Annotated in this window: 19 protein-coding genes and 1 pseudogene; 10 read left to right on the forward strand and 10 right to left on the reverse strand. The window is 70.8% G+C overall.

Features of this window, described 5'->3' with window-relative positions:
- Positions 1 to 143 precede the first annotated feature (143 nt).
- From ACVTJA_RS12755 to ACVTJA_RS12765, 3 genes are read left to right on the forward strand one after another with little or no spacing between them, the layout of a single operon-like run.
- Complete coding sequence (locus ACVTJA_RS12755) at positions 144 to 1457, forward strand: protoporphyrinogen/coproporphyrinogen oxidase (protein ID WP_465836634.1); 1314 nt, start codon at positions 144 to 146, stop codon at positions 1455 to 1457.
- Between the two features lie 39 nt (positions 1458 to 1496).
- The gene (locus tag ACVTJA_RS12760; RefSeq protein ID WP_465836635.1) at positions 1497 to 2207 is read left to right on the forward strand and encodes a glycosyltransferase family 2 protein; all 711 of its coding nucleotides are present in this window, start codon (positions 1497 to 1499) and stop codon (positions 2205 to 2207) included.
- A 6-nt stretch (positions 2208 to 2213) separates the two neighbouring features.
- Positions 2214 to 3152 (forward strand): polysaccharide deacetylase family protein, encoded by a 939-nt coding sequence (locus tag ACVTJA_RS12765; RefSeq protein ID WP_465836636.1) that lies wholly within the window; start codon positions 2214 to 2216, stop codon positions 3150 to 3152.
- Between the two features lie 6 nt (positions 3153 to 3158).
- Here the strand turns inward: ACVTJA_RS12765 and ACVTJA_RS12770 are convergent, their stop codons facing one another.
- Positions 3159 to 3812: an esterase/lipase family protein gene (locus ACVTJA_RS12770; RefSeq protein ID WP_465836637.1), complete on the reverse strand. Its 654-nt coding sequence runs from the start codon at positions 3810 to 3812 to the stop codon at positions 3159 to 3161.
- A 179-nt stretch (positions 3813 to 3991) separates the two neighbouring features.
- On the opposite strand from ACVTJA_RS12770, the gene ACVTJA_RS12775 reads away from it, so the two are divergent.
- Together ACVTJA_RS12775 and ACVTJA_RS12780 are read left to right on the forward strand one after the other, a co-directional pair.
- Entirely contained in the window at positions 3992 to 4846 is an 855-nt protein-coding gene (locus ACVTJA_RS12775; RefSeq protein WP_465836638.1) for a lysophospholipid acyltransferase family protein, read from the forward strand.
- The gene (locus tag ACVTJA_RS12780) at positions 4843 to 5790 is read left to right on the forward strand and encodes an SDR family oxidoreductase (protein ID WP_465836639.1); all 948 of its coding nucleotides are present in this window, start codon (positions 4843 to 4845) and stop codon (positions 5788 to 5790) included. The genes ACVTJA_RS12775 and ACVTJA_RS12780 overlap by 4 nt, the downstream gene beginning before the upstream one ends.
- A 488-nt stretch (positions 5791 to 6278) precedes the next feature.
- Here the strand turns inward: ACVTJA_RS12780 and ACVTJA_RS12785 are convergent, their stop codons facing one another.
- Positions 6279 to 6695, reverse strand: a complete 417-nt coding sequence (locus ACVTJA_RS12785; protein ID WP_465836640.1) for a hypothetical protein — start codon at positions 6693 to 6695, stop codon at positions 6279 to 6281.
- Positions 6696 to 6784: 89 nt separating this feature from the next.
- Here ACVTJA_RS12785 and ACVTJA_RS12790 point away from each other — a divergent pair, with 89 nt between their 5' ends.
- Together ACVTJA_RS12790 and ACVTJA_RS12795 are read left to right on the forward strand one after the other, a co-directional pair.
- Positions 6785 to 10597, forward strand: a complete 3813-nt coding sequence (locus ACVTJA_RS12790; protein WP_465836641.1) for a tetratricopeptide repeat protein — start codon at positions 6785 to 6787, stop codon at positions 10595 to 10597.
- Between the two features lie 49 nt (positions 10598 to 10646).
- Positions 10647 to 10979 carry a hypothetical protein gene (locus tag ACVTJA_RS12795; RefSeq protein WP_465840371.1) on the forward strand — a complete coding sequence of 111 codons (333 nt, stop codon included), beginning with the start codon at positions 10647 to 10649 and terminating at the stop codon, positions 10977 to 10979.
- A gap of 9 nt (positions 10980 to 10988) precedes the next feature.
- Here the strand turns inward: ACVTJA_RS12795 and ACVTJA_RS12800 are convergent, their stop codons facing one another.
- The 4 genes from ACVTJA_RS12800 to ACVTJA_RS12815 form a co-directional block, all read right to left on the reverse strand.
- The gene (locus ACVTJA_RS12800; protein WP_465836642.1) at positions 10989 to 13067 is read right to left on the reverse strand and encodes a RecQ family ATP-dependent DNA helicase; all 2079 of its coding nucleotides are present in this window, start codon (positions 13065 to 13067) and stop codon (positions 10989 to 10991) included.
- 46 nt (positions 13068 to 13113) lie between these two features.
- Positions 13114 to 13365: a DUF3006 domain-containing protein gene (locus ACVTJA_RS12805; protein WP_465840373.1), complete on the reverse strand. Its 252-nt coding sequence runs from the start codon at positions 13363 to 13365 to the stop codon at positions 13114 to 13116.
- The gene (radC, locus tag ACVTJA_RS12810) at positions 13365 to 14144 is read right to left on the reverse strand and encodes a RadC family protein (RefSeq protein ID WP_465836643.1); all 780 of its coding nucleotides are present in this window, start codon (positions 14142 to 14144) and stop codon (positions 13365 to 13367) included. The genes ACVTJA_RS12805 and radC overlap by 1 nt, the downstream gene beginning before the upstream one ends.
- A gap of 171 nt (positions 14145 to 14315) precedes the next feature.
- A complete protein-coding gene (locus ACVTJA_RS12815; protein ID WP_465836644.1) occupies positions 14316 to 14774 on the reverse strand; it encodes a Crp/Fnr family transcriptional regulator in 459 nt (152 codons plus the stop codon).
- Between the two features lie 72 nt (positions 14775 to 14846).
- On the opposite strand from ACVTJA_RS12815, the gene trxB reads away from it, so the two are divergent.
- From trxB to moaC, 3 genes and pseudogenes are all read left to right on the forward strand, one after another.
- On the forward strand, positions 14847 to 15809 hold the full coding sequence (gene trxB, locus ACVTJA_RS12820; RefSeq protein ID WP_465836645.1) for a thioredoxin-disulfide reductase: 963 nt from the start codon (positions 14847 to 14849) through the stop codon (positions 15807 to 15809).
- Between the two features lie 95 nt (positions 15810 to 15904).
- Positions 15905 to 17089, forward strand: a complete 1185-nt coding sequence (locus ACVTJA_RS12825; protein WP_465836646.1) for a trans-sulfuration enzyme family protein — start codon at positions 15905 to 15907, stop codon at positions 17087 to 17089.
- A pseudogene (gene moaC / locus ACVTJA_RS12830) lies at positions 17086 to 17550 on the forward strand (cyclic pyranopterin monophosphate synthase MoaC); the annotation flags it as partial. The gene ACVTJA_RS12825 and the pseudogene moaC, both read left to right, overlap by 4 nt.
- A 390-nt stretch (positions 17551 to 17940) precedes the next feature.
- Here the strand turns inward: moaC and ACVTJA_RS12835 are convergent.
- From ACVTJA_RS12835 to ACVTJA_RS12850, 4 genes are all read right to left on the reverse strand, one after another.
- The gene (locus tag ACVTJA_RS12835; RefSeq protein ID WP_465836647.1) at positions 17941 to 18522 is read right to left on the reverse strand and encodes a DUF2378 family protein; all 582 of its coding nucleotides are present in this window, start codon (positions 18520 to 18522) and stop codon (positions 17941 to 17943) included.
- A gap of 165 nt (positions 18523 to 18687) precedes the next feature.
- Positions 18688 to 19251: an NUDIX hydrolase gene (locus ACVTJA_RS12840; protein ID WP_465836648.1), complete on the reverse strand. Its 564-nt coding sequence runs from the start codon at positions 19249 to 19251 to the stop codon at positions 18688 to 18690.
- Between the two features lie 44 nt (positions 19252 to 19295).
- Positions 19296 to 20120, reverse strand: coding sequence for a SirB1 family protein (locus ACVTJA_RS12845; protein ID WP_465840374.1), 825 nt, complete (start codon positions 20118 to 20120; stop codon positions 19296 to 19298).
- An 84-nt stretch (positions 20121 to 20204) separates the two neighbouring features.
- On the reverse strand, positions 20205 to 20480 hold the full coding sequence (locus ACVTJA_RS12850) for a hypothetical protein (RefSeq protein WP_465836649.1): 276 nt from the start codon (positions 20478 to 20480) through the stop codon (positions 20205 to 20207).
- Positions 20481 to 20483 lie beyond the last annotated feature (3 nt).

Genomic DNA, 20483 nt, shown 5'->3' on the forward strand with positions numbered 1-20483 from the left:
CCCGGAAAGAACGCGCATGTCGATGCCAGAACGAACCCTCCCTTGGCCTCCCAGCCGGGCGGCCGAGGGCTCTGTCCACCCGTCGGAGAGCGTCATGCGTTCGTTGCCCCCTCCCGGCGCGGAGGTGGTAGACCCGCCCCGTCATGGAACCCATCGTCATCCTTGGCGCGGGACTCGCGGGCCTGTCCACCGCCCACTTCCTTCGCAAGCCCTGGCGTCTCATCGAGAAGTCCGACCGCGTCGGAGGACTCATCAAGACCGAGGTCATCGATGGGTGTTACTTCGACCCCACCGGCCATTGGCTCCACCTGAGGGACCCGGAGATTCAGGACCTGGTGAACACCGTCTGGCTGCCGGGGCAGATGGTCCGCATCCAGCGCAAGGCGGGCATCTTCACGCGCGGGGTGTTCACCCGCTTCCCGTACCAGGTCAACACGCACGGCCTGCCGCCGGACGTGGTGGCGGAGAACCTCACCGGCTACGTGGAGGCCATCTACGGCGAGAAGGGCCGCGCGCTGCGTGAGCGCGAGCCGAAGAACTTCGAGGAGTTCATCCTCCGCTACATGGGCGAGGGCTTCGCAAAGAACTTCATGGTGCCCTACAACCAGAAGCTCTGGACGGTGCACCCGCGCGAGCTGTCCGCCGCCTGGGTGGGCCGCTTCGTGCCCCGCCCCAACCTGAAGGAAGTCGTGGACGGAGCGCTGGGCGCCGGCAGCGACGCCGTGGGCTACAACGCCTCGTTCCTCTATCCGCGCGAAGGCGGCATCGAGAGCCTCGCCCGCGCCATGCAGCGCCACCTCCAGGGCGGCGAATTGAGCGTCCACACCGAGCCCACCGCCATCGACTGGAAGGCGCGCAAGGTGACGCTGTCCGACGGGCGCGTGCAGGGCTACTCGGGCCTCGTGTCCAGCATCTCGCTGCCGGGGCTGGTGGCGCTGCTGGCGAAGGGCGGCGCGGGCGTGCCGGAGGAAGTCACCGCCGCGGCGAAGCGGCTGCGCGCCACCACCGTCACCTACGTGGCCGTGGCCGCGCGCGGGCCCAACCGCCAGCCCTGGCATTGGATCTACCTGCCGGAGCCGGAGTTCCACACGTACCGCATCGGCTCGCCCTCGGCGGTGTACGCGCCGCTGGCGCCGCCGGACACGTCCACCTTCTACGTGGAGTACAGCCACCACGGTGAATTGGCCCCCGCCACCGCGGAGAAGTACGCGGTGGAGGACCTGGTGCGCTCGCGGATGATTCACTCCGCGGACGACGTCCTCTTCGCCCACGCGCGGGAGATTCCGCACGCGTACGTCCTCTACGACGACGCGTATGGACCGGCGAAGGCGGAGATCCTCCGCTTCCTGGAGCACGCCGGTATCCTCATCGCCGGGCGCTACGGGCAGTGGGAGTACTCCTCCATGGAGGACGCCATCCTCGCGGGCCGGGCCTGTGCCCGGACGCTGAACGGTTGACGGCCCGGCGGCCGCCCCATATCTGAGGGACCCAATTCCATGGCCCCCCATCTGTCCGTCGTCATTCCGGTCTACAACGAGGAGTCCATCATCGCCTCGGCGGCGGAAGAGCTGCGCCAGGGGCTGGATGCGCGCGGGCTCGACTACGAAATCATCTTCGCGGAGAACGGCTCCAGGGACGCCACGCCGCGCATCCTGGAAGACCTGTGCGCGAAGAACCCGCGCCTGCGCTGGTTCCACTCGGAGCGGCCCAACTACGGCTCCGCGCTGAAGGCCGGCATCCTCCTGGCGAAGGGCACGTACGTCATCTGCGACGAAATCGACCTGTGTGACCTCACCTTCTACGACGCGGCGCTGCCGCGGCTGGAGCGGGGCGAGGCGGACATGGTCGTGGGCTCCAAGGCGGCCAAGGGCGCCAGCGACCAGCGCCCGCTGGTGCGCCGGGCGGCCACGCGCGTGCACAACAAGCTGCTGAAGGTGGCGCTGGGCTTCAAGGGCACGGACACGCACGGCCTCAAGGCCTTCCGCCGCGAGGCGCTGCTGCCCGTCATCCACAAGTGCGTGGTGGACATGGACGTGTTCGCCAGCGAGTTCGTCATCCGCGCCTGGCGCGAGGGGCTGAAGGTGATGGAGATTCCCATCCAGCTCCACGAGAAGCGCCAGCCGTCCATCCACCTCTTCAAGCGCGTGCCCAACGTGCTGAAGAACGTGGGCAAGCTGGTCTACGTCATCCGCATCCGCGGGACGTGAGGCACCGTGCGGCTGGCGTCCATCTCCGTCGACCTCGACTCGCTGCCGCACTACTGCCGCATCCACGGCCTGCCGGAGTCGCTGCTCGACGCGCGCGCCCGCGCACTGGTGCACGCCGTGGCGGTGCCGCGCTTCCGCGAGCTCTGGGACGGGCTGGGCGTGCCGGGCACCTTCTTCGCCATCGGCGAGGACCTGGAGTCGGACCCGGGCGCCGCGGCGGGGATGCGCGCCGCGCACCAGGCCGGCATCGAGGTGGCCAGCCACACGTACGCGCACGACTACGCGCTCACGCGACGGGGCCTGCCCGCCATCCGTGAGGACCTGGCCCGCGCGGACGCCGCCATCCTCGCGGCCACGGGCGTGCGCCCGGTGGGCTTCCGCGCCCCGGGCTACACGCTGAACGCGGACCTGTACGCGGCCACGGTGGAGCAGGGCTACCTGTATGGCTCGTCCGCCTTTCCGGCCGCGCCGTACTACGCGGCGAAGGCGGCGGTGATGGGGGCGCTGGCGGTGCTGGGGCGGCCGTCCCGCTCCGTGCTGGACACGCCGCGCGTGCTGCTGGCGCCGCGCGTGCCCTACCGGCCGGACCCGGCGCGGCCGTATCAGCGAGGTTCGGGCGCGGTGCTGGAGCTGCCCATGGCGGTGACGCCGGGCGTGCGCTTCCCCTTCATCGGCACCTTCGCCACCACGCTGCCGCTGTCCGCCCTGCGCGCGGCCTGGCGCGCGTGCCGGAAGGACGCCTTCTTCAACTTCGAGTTGCACGGCGTGGACGTGCTCGACGCCACCGACGGGATTCCTCCCGAGCTGGTGCGGCAGCAGCGCGACTTGCGCGTGAGCGCCTCGCGGAAGATGGAGCGGCTGCGCGAGGTGTTCGGCTGGCTGAAGGCGGAGTGCGACGTCGTCACGCTGCGCGACGCGGCCGGGCGGCTCTCCGCGACGCTGTGAGCCCCATCAGCGGGCCACGGCGGGAGAGCCCAGCACCTCCACCACGGCGTCGATGACGCGCGCATCGGTCAGCATCCACGGGTGCAGCATCACGGGGAACGTCCGTTCGCAGGCGCCCCGCAGCCGTGAGCTGAAGGCGGGGACAATCATCAAATCCCACGGCGTCCAGAAGCTGTGGACCTCCACCTCGCCCCAGGGCCGGCGCTCGCTCTGGAGGTAGCGCAACAGCGGGCTCCCGGGCCGCATCTGCCGTACGCCCTTGCCCCGGCGCAGCCACGCCATGCGCGTGCCCGCGTGCGGCCCGGAGATGGAGATGAAGCGGCGCACCACCAGCCGCCCACTCTGCGCCTGCAGCCAGTAGCGCGAGACGAGCGCCCCCATGCTGAAGCCCACCACGTCCACGCGCCTGGCGCCCGTGCGCGCGCGCAGCGCCTCGGCCTCGCGCGCCACCTGCCGGGCCAGCGCGGGGATTCCCTCCGAGCCGTCATTGGGCACGAGCGAAATGGCCTGGAGGTGCACCCAACCCTCGCGCTCGAGCCGGGCGCGCATGGCGTCGAAGGCGCTCGCGTCGTCGTTGATGCCGTGGACGAGCAGCACCGGCGCCCGCTGTTCCACGGGCGCGAGCAGCGGGGCTGGGGCCCGGGCCACCGCGGTCGTCACCGCACCACCTCCTGACAGACACGCCACGAACGCCGCATGCATGCACGGGCCCGGATGCCCGCCCCACCCATGTTCCACGGGGCACTTCGTCCACGAGTGGAGCCGAAGAGACCCGGCATGTCCGTAAGCGTACTCCGTCCCTCCCGGAGTCGGGGCCGGTGGTGTAAAGAACCCCTCATATGCTGGAGCGTCTCACCGACCGAGTGAAGAAGGGCCTGCGCGACTGGACGGACCGGCTGGCCACCGACGAGCAGAAGCAGCGGATGCTGGCGCTCGCCCGCCCGGCGAACGAGTACGGGGTGGACCCGTTCGGTTTCAGCCTCGACTACAGCCTTTCCGCCCTGGCTCCCTTCGTGTGGCTCTACCGGAACTACTTCCGCGTGGAGACGTTCGGCATCGAGAAGGTGCCCCCCGGCCGGGTGCTGCTGGTGTCCAACCATTCGGGACAGTTGCCACTGGATGGCGCGATGATTGGCGTCGCCATGATGCTGGAGGCGAGCCCCCCGCGCGCCATCCGCAGCATGGTGGAGAAGTGGGTGCCCTCGCTGCCCTATGTGTCCACCTTCATGGCCCGCGTGGGACAGATTGTCGGCACGCCCGAGAACTGCCGCCGGCTGCTCGAGACGGAGGAGGCCATCCTCGTCTTCCCCGAGGGGACGCGCGGCATCAACAAGCTGTGGCCCCAGCGCTACCAGCTCCAGGAGTTCGGCCTGGGCTTCATGCGGCTGGCGCTGGAGACGCGCACGCCCATCGTCCCCGTCGCCGTGGTGGGCGCCGAGGAGCAGGCCCCCGCGCTGATGGACCTGAAGCCCGTGGCGAAGCTGCTCGGCTTCCCGTCCTTCCCCGTCACGCCGACGGGGCTGCCCATTCCCCTTCCCACGAAGTACCGCATCTACTTCGGAGACCCGCTGCGCTTCACCGGACGCCCGGATGACGAGGACAGCGAGCTGGACAAGAAGGTCCGCACCGTGAAGGCCGCCATCCAATCCATGCTGCATCAGGGGCTCAAGGAGCGCCGGGGGGTGTTCTGGTGAGCACCGCCTCCAGCAGTTCCACGCGCCCGGCCGTCGTCGTCACCGGCATCAGCGGCAACCTGGGCCGCGCGCTCGCCAAGCTGCTCCACAAGCACGAGCGCATCATCGGCATCGACCGGCGCCCCTTCGTGGGCCGGCCGAAGGACGTGGAGATGTACGAGCTGGACCTCCGCAAGAAGAAGGCGGAGGACGTCTTCCGGAAGAACGAAGTCAAGGCCGTCATCCACATGGGCATCATGCATGACCCGCGGATGAGCGAGGAGGAGCACCACTCGTTCAACGTCGTGGGCACGACGCGCCTGCTGGAGTACTGCGCGAAGTATGGCGTGAAGAAGGTGGTGGTGCTGTCCTCGGCCAACGTCTACGGCCCCAGCCCGGACAACTCCAACTTCCTCACCGAGGACGCGCCGCTGATGGCGGCCAGCCGCTTCTCCGGAGTGCGGGACCTCATCGAAGTGGACATGCTCGCGCATGGCTTCTTCTGGAAGCATCCCCACATCGAGACGGTGATTCTGCGCCCCGTCCACATCGTCGGGCCCACCATCAAGAACGCGCCCTCCAACTACCTGCGCCTGCGCCGCCCCTGGGTGATGGCCGGCTTCGACCCCATGGTGCAGCTCATCCACGTGGAGGACGTGGCGCGCGCCATGGTGGAGGCCCTGCGCCCCGAGCCCAAGGGCGTCTACAACGTGGTGGGCCCCGGCGAGGTGCCGCTGTCCGCGGTGATGCGCGAGCTGGGCAACACCCCCATCCCCGTGCCGCACCCGATTGCCCGGCCCCTGCTGAGCACGCTGTTCAAGTACCGGCTGTCCAACTTCCCGCCGCCCGAGCTGGACCACATCCAGTTCCTCTGCGCCGTGGACGGCAACCGCTGGGTGAAGGACGTGAGCTGGAAGCCCCGCCACTCCATGCGGGACACCATCCGCTCCGTGCTCGGCGAGTAGCGACGGGAAAGTCCGAGACCGCCCTGACATCCGTGTCGCGCCTGGCGTGACGCCTTCTGCTCGGGGCACTGACAGCGATGTCAGGACCCGGGCGGGCGGGCAGGCGTGCGGCCGGGCGTCTGCGATTGCAAACCCTTGAATCTCCAGTGGGCCGCCGGTCTCCAATGACTCGCATGGAGGCTGGCATTCGCATTGCTCTAGGGATGCCACGAAACGGCGAGGCGGCGAGGGCCTGAGCACGGCGCCGCCTCAAGCCAGATTGTCAGGGCGTCCCATGGGGGGACTCCCGACGCCTACCGTCTCGGCCGGCCCCGGGACGGTAGGCGGATTCTTGTAGGGCGCTCCATTGGGGGGCTCCCGACGCCTACCGTCTCGGCCGGCCCCGAGACGGTGGGCGGATTCTTGTAGGGCGCTCCATTGGGGAGCTCCCGACGCCTACCGTCTCGGCCGGCCCCGAGACGGTGGGCGGTTTCTTTTTGGGCGCCCCGCTACGGCAGCTCGCCGTCGAAGGGGCCGTCCTCCTGCCTCTCCAGCAGCCACGTTCCGTCGCGGAGGACGAACTCCGAGGTGACGAGGGCGGTGCGCGCGGAGGCGGACGGCAGGCGCATCCACTGGATGCGGCTGTGCACGGTGGCGCGCTGCAAGTCGTCGGACAGCTTCACGTCCTCGATTTCGTAGTCGGTGACGGTGAGGTCCTGGTCATCATTGAGGCGGACGCGGGCGCGCTGGAAGTCCTCGCGCCGCTCCGGGACGATGAGGCTGGCGGCGGAGCGGTAGTCCCTCCAGCGGATGAGCTGGTGAAAGCTCTCCACCGCGGGCTTGAGTGCCTCCAGGCTGGATTTCTTGGATGCGGTTGCGCACGCCCCGAGGACGAGCACGAGGAAGAGGGCAGGCAGGCGTTTCACGTCCGGGACGGTAGCACCCGTCTGCATGAACGGACGAGCGCGGTGGTATGGTCCGGCTCCCCTCCCGAGTACCGGAGTCGCGAGCACACATGGCCAAGTCGATGGTGGAGCGATACGAGCAGCTCCTCCGGCAGGACCCCACTTCTTCCGTCTTCGTCGAGCTGGCCAAGGCCCTCCTGGAAAAGGGGGACGCGGCGCGTGCCATCGAGGTCTGCGGGCAGGGCATCTCCCACCACCCCACGTCGATTGTGGGCCGGGTGCTGTGGGGCAAGGCGCTCATCCAGTTGGGGCGTCCCGCGGAGGCGATGGAGCAGTTCGACCAGGCCATCAGCATCGAGAAGGACAACCCCTACGCGTACAACCTCATCGGCGAGGTGCTGTTGCAGCGCGGGTTGTACCGCTCGGCGCTGCCGATTCTGCGCAAGGCCGTGGCGCTGCAGCCCAATGACGGGCGCGTGAAGCTGTGGCTGGAGCAGGCGCAGCAGGCGCTGTCCGGTGGGCCGGCTCCGGTGTTCGCGGACCTGATGGGGCTGGAGAAGACGAAGGCTCCGAAGGAAGGCGAGTCCGCGGAGACGGGCGGGGAGGGCGCGCAGGAGGCGGCTCCGGCGACGGCGCCCAAGGCGGCCGCGAGGCTGCGGGCCGCGGCGCTCGGTGACGCCGCGAAGATGAAGCCGGCCGAGGGTGGCGAGGCGGGTGGGCGGAAGGCGGGTGGCCCGGCTGGCAATGGCGCGGCCGAGGCGGGCGCGCGCGCACCGCGTGCCGCCACAGGTGGCGATGCGACTGCACGGAGCGCTGGCGGCACCGAGGCTGGCGGACGGCGTGCGGACGGCGTTGGCACCAGCCCGGACGCTGGCGCCGAGGGCGCGCTCGACACGGGGGCCGCGACGGACAGCGGTGCCGACGATGCGGGCCTGTCCGGTCGCGCGGTCACGGGCGAGCACGCTTCCGTCGGAAACGGTGACGCCACGGGCGACGTGGCGTCGTCGCTCGGACTCATCAACCGGTCGGTCCCCGTGCTGCGGCCCGTGCCGGACACCCAGCTCCCGGGGCTGGACCTCTCGCTCGACGATGACGAGGACTCGTCCAAGGGCGACAGCGACCCGGCTTCCCGCGAAGCCTCGGGCACGTCCGAGGACGGCTCTTCGGGCGAGCGCTCCGCTTCTTCGGAACAGGAGTCGGACAGCGCTTCTTCGGGTGACGAGGGCGCCTCACCGGATGCGCTCCAGGCCGCACCGCCCGAGGGCACCAGCGAGCTGCCGCTGCTCCTCTCCGGCGAGTTCACCACCGCGAAGCCCACCATTCCCGCCGCGGGAGGAGGGCTCCTCGGCGACCTGCCGCCTCCCGAGCCCACCGCGCGGAATCCCGTCGCCGCGCGCGCCGCCACGGCGGTGCGTCCGTCGGGCGGCAAGCGCTCGCTGCTCGACGACATCCCGGACGCGACGGCGTCCTCGCCTACCGTCGCCGCGAAGGCGAAGGCTCCCACGCCGGACACCGAGGCGCTCACCGCCGCCTATGAGAAGGAGCTCCGCGAGAAGCTGGCGCGCGAGGCCGCCAAGAACTCCTTCATCGCCCGGCACGGCGTGAAGATTGCCGGCGGCGTGGTGGCGGTGCTGGTGCTCGTCATCGTCGTCATCGGCTTCATCAAGATCAACTCGGACAACGGCGGCCAGACGCTGAACGAGGCGCTGGCCAAAGCCGAGGACCTCACCCTCCAGGACACACGGACCTCGCTGGACGCGGCGCTCGCGCAGCTCCAGCTCGCGCGGGAGATGGACGAGAGCAGCAGCCGCGCCTGGGCGCTCACCGCCTGGACGCACGCGCTCCTCTTCGCGGACCACGGCATGTCCCCCGACGACCGGCGCCAGGCGCTGGAGGCGCTGGAGAAGCCGGGCGTGAAGGAAGGCTCGCCGGGGCTGGTGCTCACCACCAACGTGCTGGTGGCGGATGACCGGGGCCGAGAGCCCTCCCGCCGCGCGCTGCTCGCCGCCACCGAGGACAGCACCGAGGTCCACGCGCTCGCCGGCAGCCTCCTGCTCGCGTCGAAGGACGAGAAGAAGGCCCTGGAGCACTTCGACCGCGCGCTGCGCGCCTCGCCCATCAACGTGCGCGCGCTGGTGGCGCTGGGCAACTACTACCTCGCCTCCGAGGACTTCCCGCAGGCCATCGAGATGTTCGAGCGCGCCCGCAAGAAGTCCCCCGAGCACCCCGCGGCCCGCATCGGCCTCGCCGAGGCGCGGCTCGCGCTGGACCAGGACCTGGACGCGGCGCTCGCGGACGTGGCGCCGCTCGCGGACGACGCGAAGCTGCCGGCCGCGCTCAAGGGACGGCAGCAGCTCATCCACGGCGAGCTGCTCTCCGCGAAGGGGAAGCACGACGAGGCCCGCGCCCTCTTGAGCAAGGGCGCCCAGGGCCCCATGGCCTTCGACTTCCAGCTCGCGCTCGGCGCCGCCAGCCGCGCCGCGGGGAAGCTGGACGCGGCGCAGGCCGCCTACGAGGCCGCCCTCAAGCTGCAGCCCAAGAGCGACGAGGCCCGTGAGGGCCTGGGCCGGGCCCTGCTCGACAGGGACCGTGAGCGCGACGTGCTGACGCGCCTGGAAGCGGACGGGGGCCGCAAGGTGGCCCTGGTGCGCGGCGCCGCCTACGCGCGCCTGGGTGACTGGAAGCGCGCCCGCGCGGAGCTGGCGCGCACGCGCGTGAATGACCGCTACCCGCCGGAGGCCGTCTCCATGCTGGCCCTGGCCGACGCCGCCGAGGGCAACGCGCCCCAGGCGCGTGAGCTCCTGGAGAAGGCCCTGGCCGCCTCCAAGCGCCCGCGCAACGACATGCGCCTGGCGCTGGGGCAGGTGTACTGGCGCGAGCGCGCCTTCGACAAGGCGCAGGCCCAGTTCGAGGAGGCGCAGAAGGACCCGCGCGACTACGAGGGGTCCTGCTCGCTGGGGCGGCTCTTGCTGGCGCGCGGGCTGCCGGACATGGCCCTCAAGCCGCTGACGCAGGCGGTGGAGCGCAACGGCGCGCATGGCGAGTCCCGCGACGCGCTGGGCCGCACGCTGCTGGCCCTGGGGCGCACGCCGGAGGCCCTCAAACAGTTCGAGGCCTGGCAGCTGGAGAACCCGGGCAGCGCCGGGGCGCACAAGGGCTTCGCGCTGGCGCTGTACCAGGCCGGCCGCCGCAAGGAGGCGGATGGGGCGGTGGGCCGCGCGGTGAAGCTGGCGCCCGATGACGCGGAGGCCTACCGGCTGCGCGCCGCCATCCTCTTCGCCGCCGGGGACGCGAAGGGCGGCTTCTCCTCGCTGGAGCGCGCCAACAAGCTGGACCCGAAGGACCCGGACACCTTCTGCGAGATTGCCCACGCCTTCCTGCGCCAGGGCAACGCGGACAACGCGGACGCGGCCTTCGCCGCCGCCCGCCGCGAGGGGCCGGACGCCACCTGTGGCCGCGTGGGCGAGCTCTACGTGCAGCTCCCTTCCGGCGGGCGCCCCGCGGCACGGACGCTGGAAGATCTGGCCGCCCGCGCGCCCGCTGTCTGGGACAAGGCCTTCGCGCAGGCCACCATGGCGCGGGTGCTGCTCGGCGCGGGCGCGGTGAAGGACGCGCGCACCGCGGCGGACGAGGCGGTGCGGCTGGCGCCATACGAGGCGCGCTCGTACCTCGCGCTGGGCATGGTGGCCCTCAAGCAGCGCAAGGAGGACGAGGCGAAGGCGGCGCTGCTGAAGGCCGTGGAGCTGGAGCCCACGGACGGAATGGCACACCTGGCGCTGGCGGACGTGCTGGTGCGCGAGTCGGCGGAGCTGCCCCGCGCGGTGGAGTCCTACGAGGCCTTCCTGCGGCTGGCGGAAGGCTCACCGGAGGCGGCGCGCGTGAAGAAGGCGCTGCCGGCCCTCAAGAAGAAGGCGGCCAGATAGCGTGACGTCCTACCCACCCCGCCCCGAGGCCGCCCCGCTGCTTCGCATCATGTGGGGCAACGCCTTCCTGCTCTCGCTGCTCTACCTCGTGCTGGGGCTCGGCGTGGAGCTGGCGCTGCGGCTGTACCCCACGCGCTTCCTCCAGCGGCTGTCCCTGTCGCTGGACTCGCTGCCCGCCCGCGCGCTGGAGCTGGCGGGCGTCATGGACCCGCTGCGCGAGGCCTACTTCAACGGCCGCATCTCCGAGTTCGGCGTGCGCGTCGTCTTCGGCGTCACCACGGTGCTCGTCATCTTCCTGCTCGCGCTGGTGGTGGGCTCCATCATGGGCGGGCTCCGCCTCTTCATGGCGCGCAGGGCGTGGCGCCGCGCGGGCGGAGGCTGAGGAAGCACCTCAGGCCAGGCGCCGGGACTTCCTCACCCGGGGCGGAGTCGCCGGCACCGCCTGCGGCTCATGTCCCGCCGCGCGCGCCATGAGGCAGATTTCCACCACCTTGGGCCCGAAGCGCTCCCAGCGGCTCTCCCCCGTGCCCTTCACGGCGAGGAAGCCCTCCCGGTCGATGGGCAGCGTCGCGGACAGCCCCAGCAGCGTGGCGTCGTTGAAGATGATGAAGGGCGCCACGCCCAAATCCTTCGCCAAATCCCTCCGCCAGCGGCGCAGCTCCGTGGAGGCCAGCTCGCTGTAGCTCGTCACCGGCGCGGAAGCGAAGGCCGAGGCGCGCGGCCGCGACGCCCCCGGAGGCGCGGCGAGCAGCGACGGCATCTTCTCCGGCGCGCACACGTCGCAGTTGCCGCACGAGGCCCGCGCGTCCTGCTGGCCGAAGTAGCGCAGAATCGCCGAGCGCCGGCACTTCTTGTCCCGGTCCGAGTACGCGTACTCCGTCATCCGCCGGAGGAGCTGCAGGTTCTGCCGCTCCTGCTCGCGCACGCGGCTCAAGTCCAGCCCCAGCTCACGGAAGGGCACCCGCTCCAGCGCGCGGATGGAGCGCCCCGCGAAGGGCCGCCGCACCCGCGCCGCGCCGGACTTCTCCAGCAGACTCAGCGCGTGCCGCACCTCGTCCACCGACAGCCCCGTGCGCCGCGCCAGAATCGGCAGCTCCGTGGTGGCCTGCCGTCCCACGGGGAAGGTCTCCAGCAGCGACTTGAGCAGCCGCTGTGCGTCCTCCGCATGCGGGTGCGCGGCCAGGGCCTTCTCCGTCAGGGTGATTCCGTGCTCGCCCTCGCCGCGGCCGCCGCGCTCAATCTTCCCCTCGCGCTCCAGAATCCGCAGCGCCGCGGACACCTCGAACTCGCTGGCATTCACGGTGCCCGCCAGCGCGTACACACCGCGCTCGAACTCCTCCACCGACTGGAGCACGCTCCACACGTCTCCGAAGACGGCCTCGGACGGGTGGCTGCTCTGGATGAGCCGCTCCTGCGTGTACACGTCCGAGTGGTTGAAGAGCAGCACCGCCCGCGCGTCACCACCGTCGCGGCCCGCGCGTCCAATCTCCTGGTAGTACGCCTCCACCGCGCGGGGGATGTTGGCGTGGGCCACGAAGCGGATGTCCGGCTTGTCGATGCCCATGCCGAACGCGTTGGTGGCCACCGCCACCGCGTCCTTCGTGGACATGAACGTGTCCTGCGCCCGGCGCCGCGCGTCGTCCTCCATGCCCGCGTGGTACAGCACCGCCTTCAGGCCCTTGCCGTGCAGCTCGGAGAAGACACCCTCCGCCGCGCGCCGCGTGGAGCAGTAGACGATGCCGCTGCCCCCCAGCGCCGCGAGCCGCCCGCAGGCCTCGTGCCGGTCCGAGTCCCCGCCCACCTCCTGCTTGCCCAGGAAGAGGTTGGGCCTGTCGAAGCCCTCGGTGAACTCCTGCGGGTCCTTCATCAAGAGGACGCGCTGGATGTCCGCCCGGACTTCCGGCGTGGCCGTGGCCGTCAGCGCCACCGTGCGCGGCGGACGCAGGCGCTTGCGCACCTGCCCCAGCAGGGCGTAGTCCGGCCGGAAGTCGTGGCCCCACTGGGAGATGCAGTGCGCCTCGTCCACGGCGAACAGGTCCACGCCCACCGAGCCCACCGTCTCCAGGAAGCTCTGGCTGCGGAAGCGCTCGGGCGCCACGTACAGCAGCTTGTACTCCCGCGCGCGCAGCCGGCGCATCCGCTCCGCGCGCTCCAAATCCGTCAGCGACGAGTTGATGAAGGTGGCCGGAATCCCGCGCGCGGTGAGCGCCTCCACCTGGTCCTTCATCAGCGCAATCAGCGGCGACACCACCAGCGTCAGCCCCGGCAGCAGCGTGGCCGGCAGCTGGTAGCAGAGGCTCTTGCCCGCGCCGGTGGGCATCACCACCACCGTGTTGCGCCCGCTCATCACCGAGGAGATGACCTGGGCCTGTCCCGGCCGGAACTGCGTCAGGCCGAAGTGGCGAACCAGCCCCTGCTGGGCTTCTTCGAGGTAGGGCAGGGCCACTGGCATCGCGCGCATGTTCTCCATCCTCGTCCAGCCGTCAACGGAAACGTCGCCGGCGCATCACCCCACCTCACAGGTCGAGCCCCGGCGGGAGGGGAATGGCCAGCAGCGCTCGCCTGCGCGCCACCTCCCGCACCCGTTGCGCCGTCCGCTCCGGCTCCAGCCGGCCGTCAACCACCACGTCCCCCTCGCGCACTCCCGCCGGCAGCGTCCACCGCTCCACCGTGCATGCCTGCCCGGTGTCCAGCCGCACCACCTGCGCTCGCGACTCCTCCAGCACCTCCACCTGCACCGCGCTCCACACCCCCACCGCGCCCACCATCATCCGCCGCCTCCATTCGCGCTCCAGCGCTTCGTCTCCCACCCACCGTCGGGGAACAGTCCCCGCTCCATCATCGACACGTAGCCGCCGTCCCCCACCACCACGTGGTCCAGCACCTTGATGTTCAGCAACTGCGCCGCGGCGATGAGGTGCCGCGTCAGCCCCACGTCCTGGATGCTCGGCTCCGGGTCTCCCGAAGGGTGGTTGTGCGCGAGGACGATGGCCGTGGCGCGCGAGGTGAGCGCCGCGGCGAACACCTCGCGCGGGTCCACCGGGCACGCGTTCATGGTGCCCTCCGCCACGCGCGCGTCATGCACCAGCACGTTGCGCGCGTTGAAGCACAGCACGTGGAACACCTCGCGCCGCATCGCCCCCAGCTTCGGCGCCAGGTACGCGTGTATCTCCTCCGGCGTGCGCAGCTTGGGCCGCGTCTCCACCGTGCGCTGCGCGCGGCGCCCCAATTCCAGCGCCGCCAGCACCTGCGCGGCCCGCACCGGCCCGACGCCGGGCAACAGGCTCAGCGCCAGCGGCTCTTCGTGCACCAGCGCCTTGAGCCCTCCGCCGCGCGCCAGCAGCGTGCCCGCCAGCTCCAGGGGCCCGGGCGAGCGCGGCCCCGGGCCCCACACCACGCACAGCAGCTCCGACTCGGTGAGGGCCTCCGCCCCCAACCGGAAGAGGCGCTCGCGCGACTCCTCCACGCTCCCGGCCCCGCGTCCCCGCACCGACCCGCCGCCCGCTGAATCTCCGCCCGCCCACGCCGCTCCTGCCGCCTGCTCCATCCCGCCCACCTCCACGGGTGGGAGATAAAGCAACGTGCGTGCCTGACTGCTCTACCTCGGGGGTCTTCCTCCCACCCGTCCCGACTCGTGCAAAGAGGCCCGTCTTCCGGACGGACATGCACGCACCACCCGACCTCTCGGGGCGTGAGAGGCGCGGAAGGTAGGAGCCCGTCAGAAGCGGGAGATGGCGAAGAAGGCCTTTATCTTGTCGTTCGTCTCGCGCAGCCGCTCACTGAGCGTGCGGACGAACGTCCAGAGCAGTACGTACGCCAGGTCCTTGTCGGTGAACATGAGCTGGTCCAGCTTGGACCGCTCGATGACCCACACCGTGCAGCTCACGTGGGCGATGGCGTCCGCGGAGCGGGGCGAGTCCTCGATTACCGCCATTTCTCCGAAGTATTGCCCCGGCTCGAGGATGGCGAGCGCCTCCTCGCCGATGCCGGGCACCGTCTTGGAGATGCGGACCTTGCCCTTCTCGATGACGAACATCTCCTGGCCGGCCTCCCCCTCGCGGAAGAGGTAGGCGCCTGCCGGGAAGTCCCGGGAGTGGCCGATTTGCGCCACCTTGGCGAGCTGGCCCTGGGTCAAACCCTCGAACAGCGCAACCTTTTTGAGGATGGCGGCATCCATGTGGCCAGCTTCGTATCACGTGGCCGGAGGGCTCTGGTACCTTCGCGGCTTCAACACGACAGGGAGGATCAGGTGGCGGAGGAGAAACTCAACAAGGTGACCATCATCGGCTCGGGGCCGGCGGGCTACACCGCGGCCATCTATGCCGCGCGTGCCAACCTGCAGCCCGTCGTGTTCGCCGGTGGCCCCACGCTGGACCACCCGCAGCGCGTCCCCGGCGGCCAGCTGATGATTACGACGGACGTGGAGAACTACCCCGGCTTCCCGGAGGCCATCACCGGCCCGGAGCTGATGGACCGCTTCCAGAAGCAGGCCGAGCGCTTCGGCACCGTCATCCACATGGAGAACGTGGTGAAGGTGGACTTCTCGAAGCGCCCCTTCCGCATCGAGGGGGAGAGCGTGAGCTACCTCTCGGAGACGGTCATCATCTCCACCGGTGCCACGGCCAAGTGGCTGGGCATCAAGGGCGAGGACACCTACAAGAACCGGGGCGTGTCCGCGTGCGCCACGTGTGACGGCGCGTTCTACAAGAACCAGGACGTCATCGTGGTGGGCGGCGGCGACACGGCCATGGAGGAGGCCACGTACCTGGCGAAAATCGTCAAGAGCGTCACCCTCATCCACCGCCGCGACACGCTGCGCGCCTCCAAGGTGATGCAGGAGCGCGCGAAGCAGAACCCGAAGATTTCCTTCATGTGGGACTCGGCGGTGGAGGAAGTCGTGGGCGGGCCCAAGGGCATGACGGGCGCGGTGGTGCGCAACCTCAAGACGGGTGACAGCAAGCTGCTCAACGTCACGGGCCTCTTCGTGGCCATCGGCCACACGCCGAACACGGAGCTGTTCCAGGGCGTGCTGGAGACGCACCAGGGCGGCTACCTCAAGACGGTGCCGGGCAGCACGCGCACCAACATCGAGGGCGTGTTCGCCTGCGGCGACGTGCAGGACAGCTACTACCGCCAGGCCATCACCGCCGCCGGCACCGGCTGCATGGCGGCCATCGACGCCGAGCGCTGGCTCATCGAGCACGGCGAGTAGGCAGTAGCACCCGCGGCACCGGCGATGCACTCCACGAGGCCGGCCCACACTGTCGGGCCGGCCTTGCCATTCGAAGCAAGGACGCAAGCCCACCCATGAGCAAGAAGCAGAAGACAGTGGCGGTGCACGCCGGCAGCCGGCTGACGGGCAGCAAGGCGGTGCCCGTCTCCCCGGCCATCTACCCCGCGGCGGTGAACTGGTTCGACAGCAGCGATGATTTGGACGGCGCGCTCGACGGGAAGGACTACGCCTACGCCCGCATCAGCGCTCCGAACACGACGCTGCTGGAGGAGGCGGTGGCCGCGCTGGAGGGCGCCGACGGCTGCGTGGCCTACGCCAGCGGCATGGCCGCGCTGCGCTCCGTCTTCGAGGCGCAGGGCTTCAGGTCGGGGGACAAGCTCGTCATGCCGGCGGACGGCTACGGCGTCACGCGGCTGCTCTACAAGAACCTGTGCGCCACCCTGGGCGTGGAGCTGCACCCGCTGTTGATGACGGACGCGCGCACGCCCGAGCGCATCCGCGAATTGCGCCCGCGCATGGTGCTGGCGGAGAGCATCACCAACCCGCTGCTGCGCGTGCCGGATTTGCGCGTGCTGTCGAAGGTGAGTCACGAGGTGGGCGCCACCTTCGTGGTGGATGCCACCTTCCCGTCGCCCGCGGGGCAGCGCTCGCTGGACTTCGGCGCGGACTACGCGGTGCAGTCCACGAGCAAGTGGCTCAACGGGCACAGTGACGCGCTGGGCGGCACGGTGAGCGGCTCGGCCGCGCGCATCGCTCCGCTGCGCTCGGCGCGCATCCTCGCGGGTGACGTGCTGGGGCCCTTCGAGGCGTGGCTCACGCTGCGCGGCCTGCGCACGCTGCCGGTGCGCATGAAGGCCCATGCCGAGCATGCGGCGCACGTGGCGCGGCGACTGTCGGACTCGCCGCTGCTGGAGCGGGTCATCTACCCGGGGCTGCCCTCGCACCCGGACCACGCGGTGGCGAAGGAGCTGCTCACGGGCGGCGGGCCCATGGTGGCCTTCGAAATCAAGGGCATCGGCCGGCCGGAGGCGATGCGCTTCCTGGAGGGGCTCAAGACATGCAGGCCGGGCCCGTCGCTCGGCGACGTGTGCACGCTGGTGATGCACGCGGCCAGCGCGAGCGCCCGCCGCATGACGCCGGAGGAGCGCGCCGCGGCCGGCATCCAGGAGAACCTCATCCGCGTGTCCGTGGGGCTGGAGGACCCGGACGACATCGTCGAGGACCTGCTCGGCGCGGTGGCGAAGGTGGTGCGCAAGTGAAGATGGTGGACGTGGGAGACAAGCCCCGGACGGAGCGCGTCGCCGTCGCTACCGCGCGCCTGCGCATGATGCCCGAGACTCGCGAGCGCATCCTCGCGGGGAAGGTGGAGAAGGGGGACGTTTTCGCGGCGGCGCGGTTGGCCGGCATCATGGCCGCCAAGCGCACCCCGGACTTCGTCCCGTTGTGCCATCCGATTGCGCTCGCGGGCGTGGAGGTGACGCTGACGCCGGAGCTGGCGGGGCTGTCCGTCCGCGTGCAGGTGAAGACGGTGGACCGCACGGGCGTGGAGATGGAGGCGCTCACCGCGGCGTGCGCGGCGGCGCTCACCGTCTATGACATGTGCAAGAGCGTGGACCGGGGCATGGTGCTGGAGGCGGTGCAGCTCGAGCACAAGGCCGGAGGCCGCTCCGGCACGTGGCAGCGCCCGCCCGAGAAGCAGGCCCCGGGCCCGCGCGGTGCGCGCCCGTCCCCGGCCGTGCCCGGCCATCAGCACGGCGGCAAGGCGGAGCTCGTCCATCCCGACGCGGGGGCCGAGCCCGAGCTGGACTTCGGGAGCACGACGGCGCTCGTCCCCGCTCTGCGCGGTGCTGGCGCGGCGAGCAACAAGGGTGCGGGTGCGCGTGGTGCCAGCACGGTGAGCGACAAGCGCCCGCGCGGTGCTGCCGCGGCGAACGCCAAGGGCTCGGGTGCTCGCGGTGGGAAGCGAGGCAAGGCGGTGGCCGCGCCACTGAAGGCCCCTCCGCAACGCAGCCGGGGCCGGCGCCTCGGAGACGAGGAGGGGCTGCGCGAGGCCCTGGAGACCATCGTCACCGAGGGGAAGCGCAGGAAGCGGCGCGGCTGAGGACGCGCGCTACCGCCACGACACGTCGAAGGTGGCTCCCGCCCCGTCGCGGGAGAGCACCTCCACGCGCACGTCGCTGCCGCCCGCCAAATCCAGGCACGCTTCCAGGATGCCCTGGTAGTAGCCCGGCTGGTCCAGCACCTCGTTGATCCACACCTCGCAGTGCGTGGGGCCCCGCTCCGTGAAGCGGGACTCCACGTAGTTATCCGCGCTCTTGAAAGTCTCATTGATTCGCCGCATCGAGCGCAGCGGCCCCAACAGCCGCCCCATACTCACCATGGCGCGCCCCAGCGCGGTGCGCTCCACGCTCCTCACCAGCATCTGCCCCAGCATCCGGTACGCCTCGCCCGTGGGCACGGCCGGGTACAGGTCCGCGACGATGATGGCCAGGCTGCGCCTCCACGTCTCGAAGGAGTAGGCGGGCTTCAGCCGCTCCGTCGGGTCCAGCCCCGCCTCCCTCAGCGCCTTGTACGCGGCCGGAGACAGGCGCAGGCGCACCGAGGGCTGGAGCAACCAATCCACGGTGTGCTCGAAGATGACGCGTTGCCTGGGCTCCGGCACGGCCCGGACCTGCTCCCCCCGTGCGTGCATGGCGCGGCTCCTGGAGTGCTCCGGCGGTGTGGCGCCGGGGAGACAGGATACGAGAGGGGTCCCCACATCGCCGCATGGCCGCGCGCCACAACCGACGCCTCCCGGACGTTGCGCGCGCGCCATGTTCATCCCGCGACGTCGCCGCGCCGCGGCGAGGACGCGTGGCTACTTCGTGCCTCCGGCCTCCGCGCGCAGCCGCTCCAGGAAGAAGGCCACCACCACCAGCGAGTGGGTGATGTGTCCTTCCAGAACCAGCCGGGGCACGTCCGCGCGCGGGTGCAGCTCCACGACGATGTCCTCGCCCTCGTCCTGCTGTCCCGCGTGCTTCTTCACGCAGTCCAGCGCGAGGTAGCTGAAGCACCGGTTGGGCTGCAGCGCCGGGTTGGGGTGCACCGCGCCGAGCGGCACCACACGGCCCGCCACGTAGCCCGTCTCCTCCTCCAGCTCGCGCGCCGCGGCCGCCGCCGGGTCCTCGCCCGGCTCCACCATGCCGCCCGGGACTTCCAGCGTGGGGGCCTGGATGCCGAAGCGGAACTGCCGCACCAGCACGAGCTGGTCCTCCGGCGTCACGGCAATGACATTCACCCAGTCCGCGCAGTCCACCAGCACGCGGCCCTGTTCCTGATTCGTGCGCGGGTCCGCCCAGCGGTCCTCGCGAACCTTGAGGACGCGGTAGTCGAATTCCAACCCCCGGCGCAGTCGCAGCCAGGGCTTCACCGTCTGGGACACGTGGGTTTCTCCAGGGCCGCATGGCCGCGGCCCGTGTCGGTGCTTCAGTTGAGCAGGGACGCGCGCTCGCGCAGCTCGCGGGCCGTCAGCTCCAGCCTGTCGCGGTCCGGCGCCTCGGGGGACAGCTCCAGGCACCGCTCCACGTCCTTCAGCGCCGCGCGGTACGCGCCCAGGTTGGCCAGCAGCGCCGCGCGCGTGCGCAGCTCTCCCGGGTGGTCCGGCGCGAGCAGCAGCAGCAAATCCACCACCGCGAGCCCGCGCTCGGGGTCCTCGCGGCCCAGGTACACGCGCCGCAGGTTGGACAGCATGCGGTACGTAATCAGCTCCACCGGCGCGGGGGCCAGCATGGTCCTATCGAACTTGAGCTGCGGCGCCACGCGCTTGAGCAATTCCTCACAGCCGTGCTCGGTGAGGATGTCCCCGTGATGGAACGGGTCCATGACGAGCTTGTGGTCCCCCGCGTCGTGCGCCACCAGGAAGTGTCCGGGAAAGGGCACGCCGTACAGCGAGATTCCCGCGCGCCGCGCCACCTCCAGGTAGACGACGGAGAGCGTTATCGGCAGGCCCACCTTCCGCTCCAGCACCTGGTCCAGGAAGCTGTTCTCCGGCGAGTGGTAGTCCTCCTCGTTGCCGCGAAACCCCTCGATGTCCGCCAGCACGTGGCGCAGCGCGCGCAGGGGCGCCAGGGCCTCGCCCTTCTCCTTGAGCCGCTCCGCCTCCACCTGCACCCGGCACGCCAGCACGTCCAGCATGTGCAGACAGCCGGGAGCATCCAGCCCGGGCCGGCCCAGGGTGGCGATGGCGAGCGCCGCCAAATCCAACCGGGGCGGCTCCGCGGCGAGGGCGGACACCAGGCGCTCGCGGGCCAGCGGCGGGCTGAATCCAGAGGGGATGCTCACGGGCGGAACCAGTAACCCACGATGGGCCGGACGGCAAAGGCAGGCAGGCGACCGTCAGAATGCAGGCGGAGCAAGTGGCAGCCGTCCCTTGATTTCCGCACGCAACGCCACCTGGGCCGAAATCAGCCCCGACAGGATTCCATCCTCGAACTCGAATGTAGGATGTTCCTTCAGTTGCGGGAAGTCGTGGGGATTGCGCAGCTCCTCGGGGGTGATGTTGGGCACGGCCTCGCGGGCGAGCCGCATCACCTTGGCCTGTTGTTGAGAAATCATCCGCTCGAAGAGCTGGGACGACAGCTCCAGCATCTCCTCGGCCACCTGCTCCGTCATATG

It is taken from the genome of Pyxidicoccus sp. M6, assembly GCF_055568925.1.

Excerpts from the sequence above, each read along its gene's own strand:
- ACVTJA_RS12755 (WP_465836634.1), top strand. The coding sequence starts at position 144 with ATGGAACCCATCGTCATCCTTGGCGCGGGACTCGCGGGCCTGTCCACC.
- ACVTJA_RS12760 (WP_465836635.1), top strand. The coding sequence starts at position 1,497 with ATGGCCCCCCATCTGTCCGTCGTCATTCCGGTCTACAACGAGGAGTCC.
- ACVTJA_RS12775 (WP_465836638.1), top strand. The coding sequence starts at position 3,992 with ATGCTGGAGCGTCTCACCGACCGAGTGAAGAAGGGCCTGCGCGACTGG.
- ACVTJA_RS12790 (WP_465836641.1), top strand. The coding sequence starts at position 6,785 with ATGGCCAAGTCGATGGTGGAGCGATACGAGCAGCTCCTCCGGCAGGAC.
- ACVTJA_RS12795 (WP_465840371.1), top strand. The coding sequence starts at position 10,647 with ATGTGGGGCAACGCCTTCCTGCTCTCGCTGCTCTACCTCGTGCTGGGG.
- ACVTJA_RS12800 (WP_465836642.1), bottom strand. The coding sequence starts at position 13,067 with ATGGAGAACATGCGCGCGATGCCAGTGGCCCTGCCCTACCTCGAAGAA.
- ACVTJA_RS12805 (WP_465840373.1), bottom strand. The coding sequence starts at position 13,365 with ATGGTGGGCGCGGTGGGGGTGTGGAGCGCGGTGCAGGTGGAGGTGCTG.
- radC (WP_465836643.1), bottom strand. The coding sequence starts at position 14,144 with ATGGAGCAGGCGGCAGGAGCGGCGTGGGCGGGCGGAGATTCAGCGGGC.
- ACVTJA_RS12815 (WP_465836644.1), bottom strand. The coding sequence starts at position 14,774 with ATGGATGCCGCCATCCTCAAAAAGGTTGCGCTGTTCGAGGGTTTGACC.
- ACVTJA_RS12825 (WP_465836646.1), top strand. The coding sequence starts at position 15,905 with ATGAGCAAGAAGCAGAAGACAGTGGCGGTGCACGCCGGCAGCCGGCTG.
- ACVTJA_RS12835 (WP_465836647.1), bottom strand. The coding sequence starts at position 18,522 with ATGCACGCACGGGGGGAGCAGGTCCGGGCCGTGCCGGAGCCCAGGCAA.
- ACVTJA_RS12850 (WP_465836649.1), bottom strand. The coding sequence starts at position 20,480 with ATGACGGAGCAGGTGGCCGAGGAGATGCTGGAGCTGTCGTCCCAGCTC.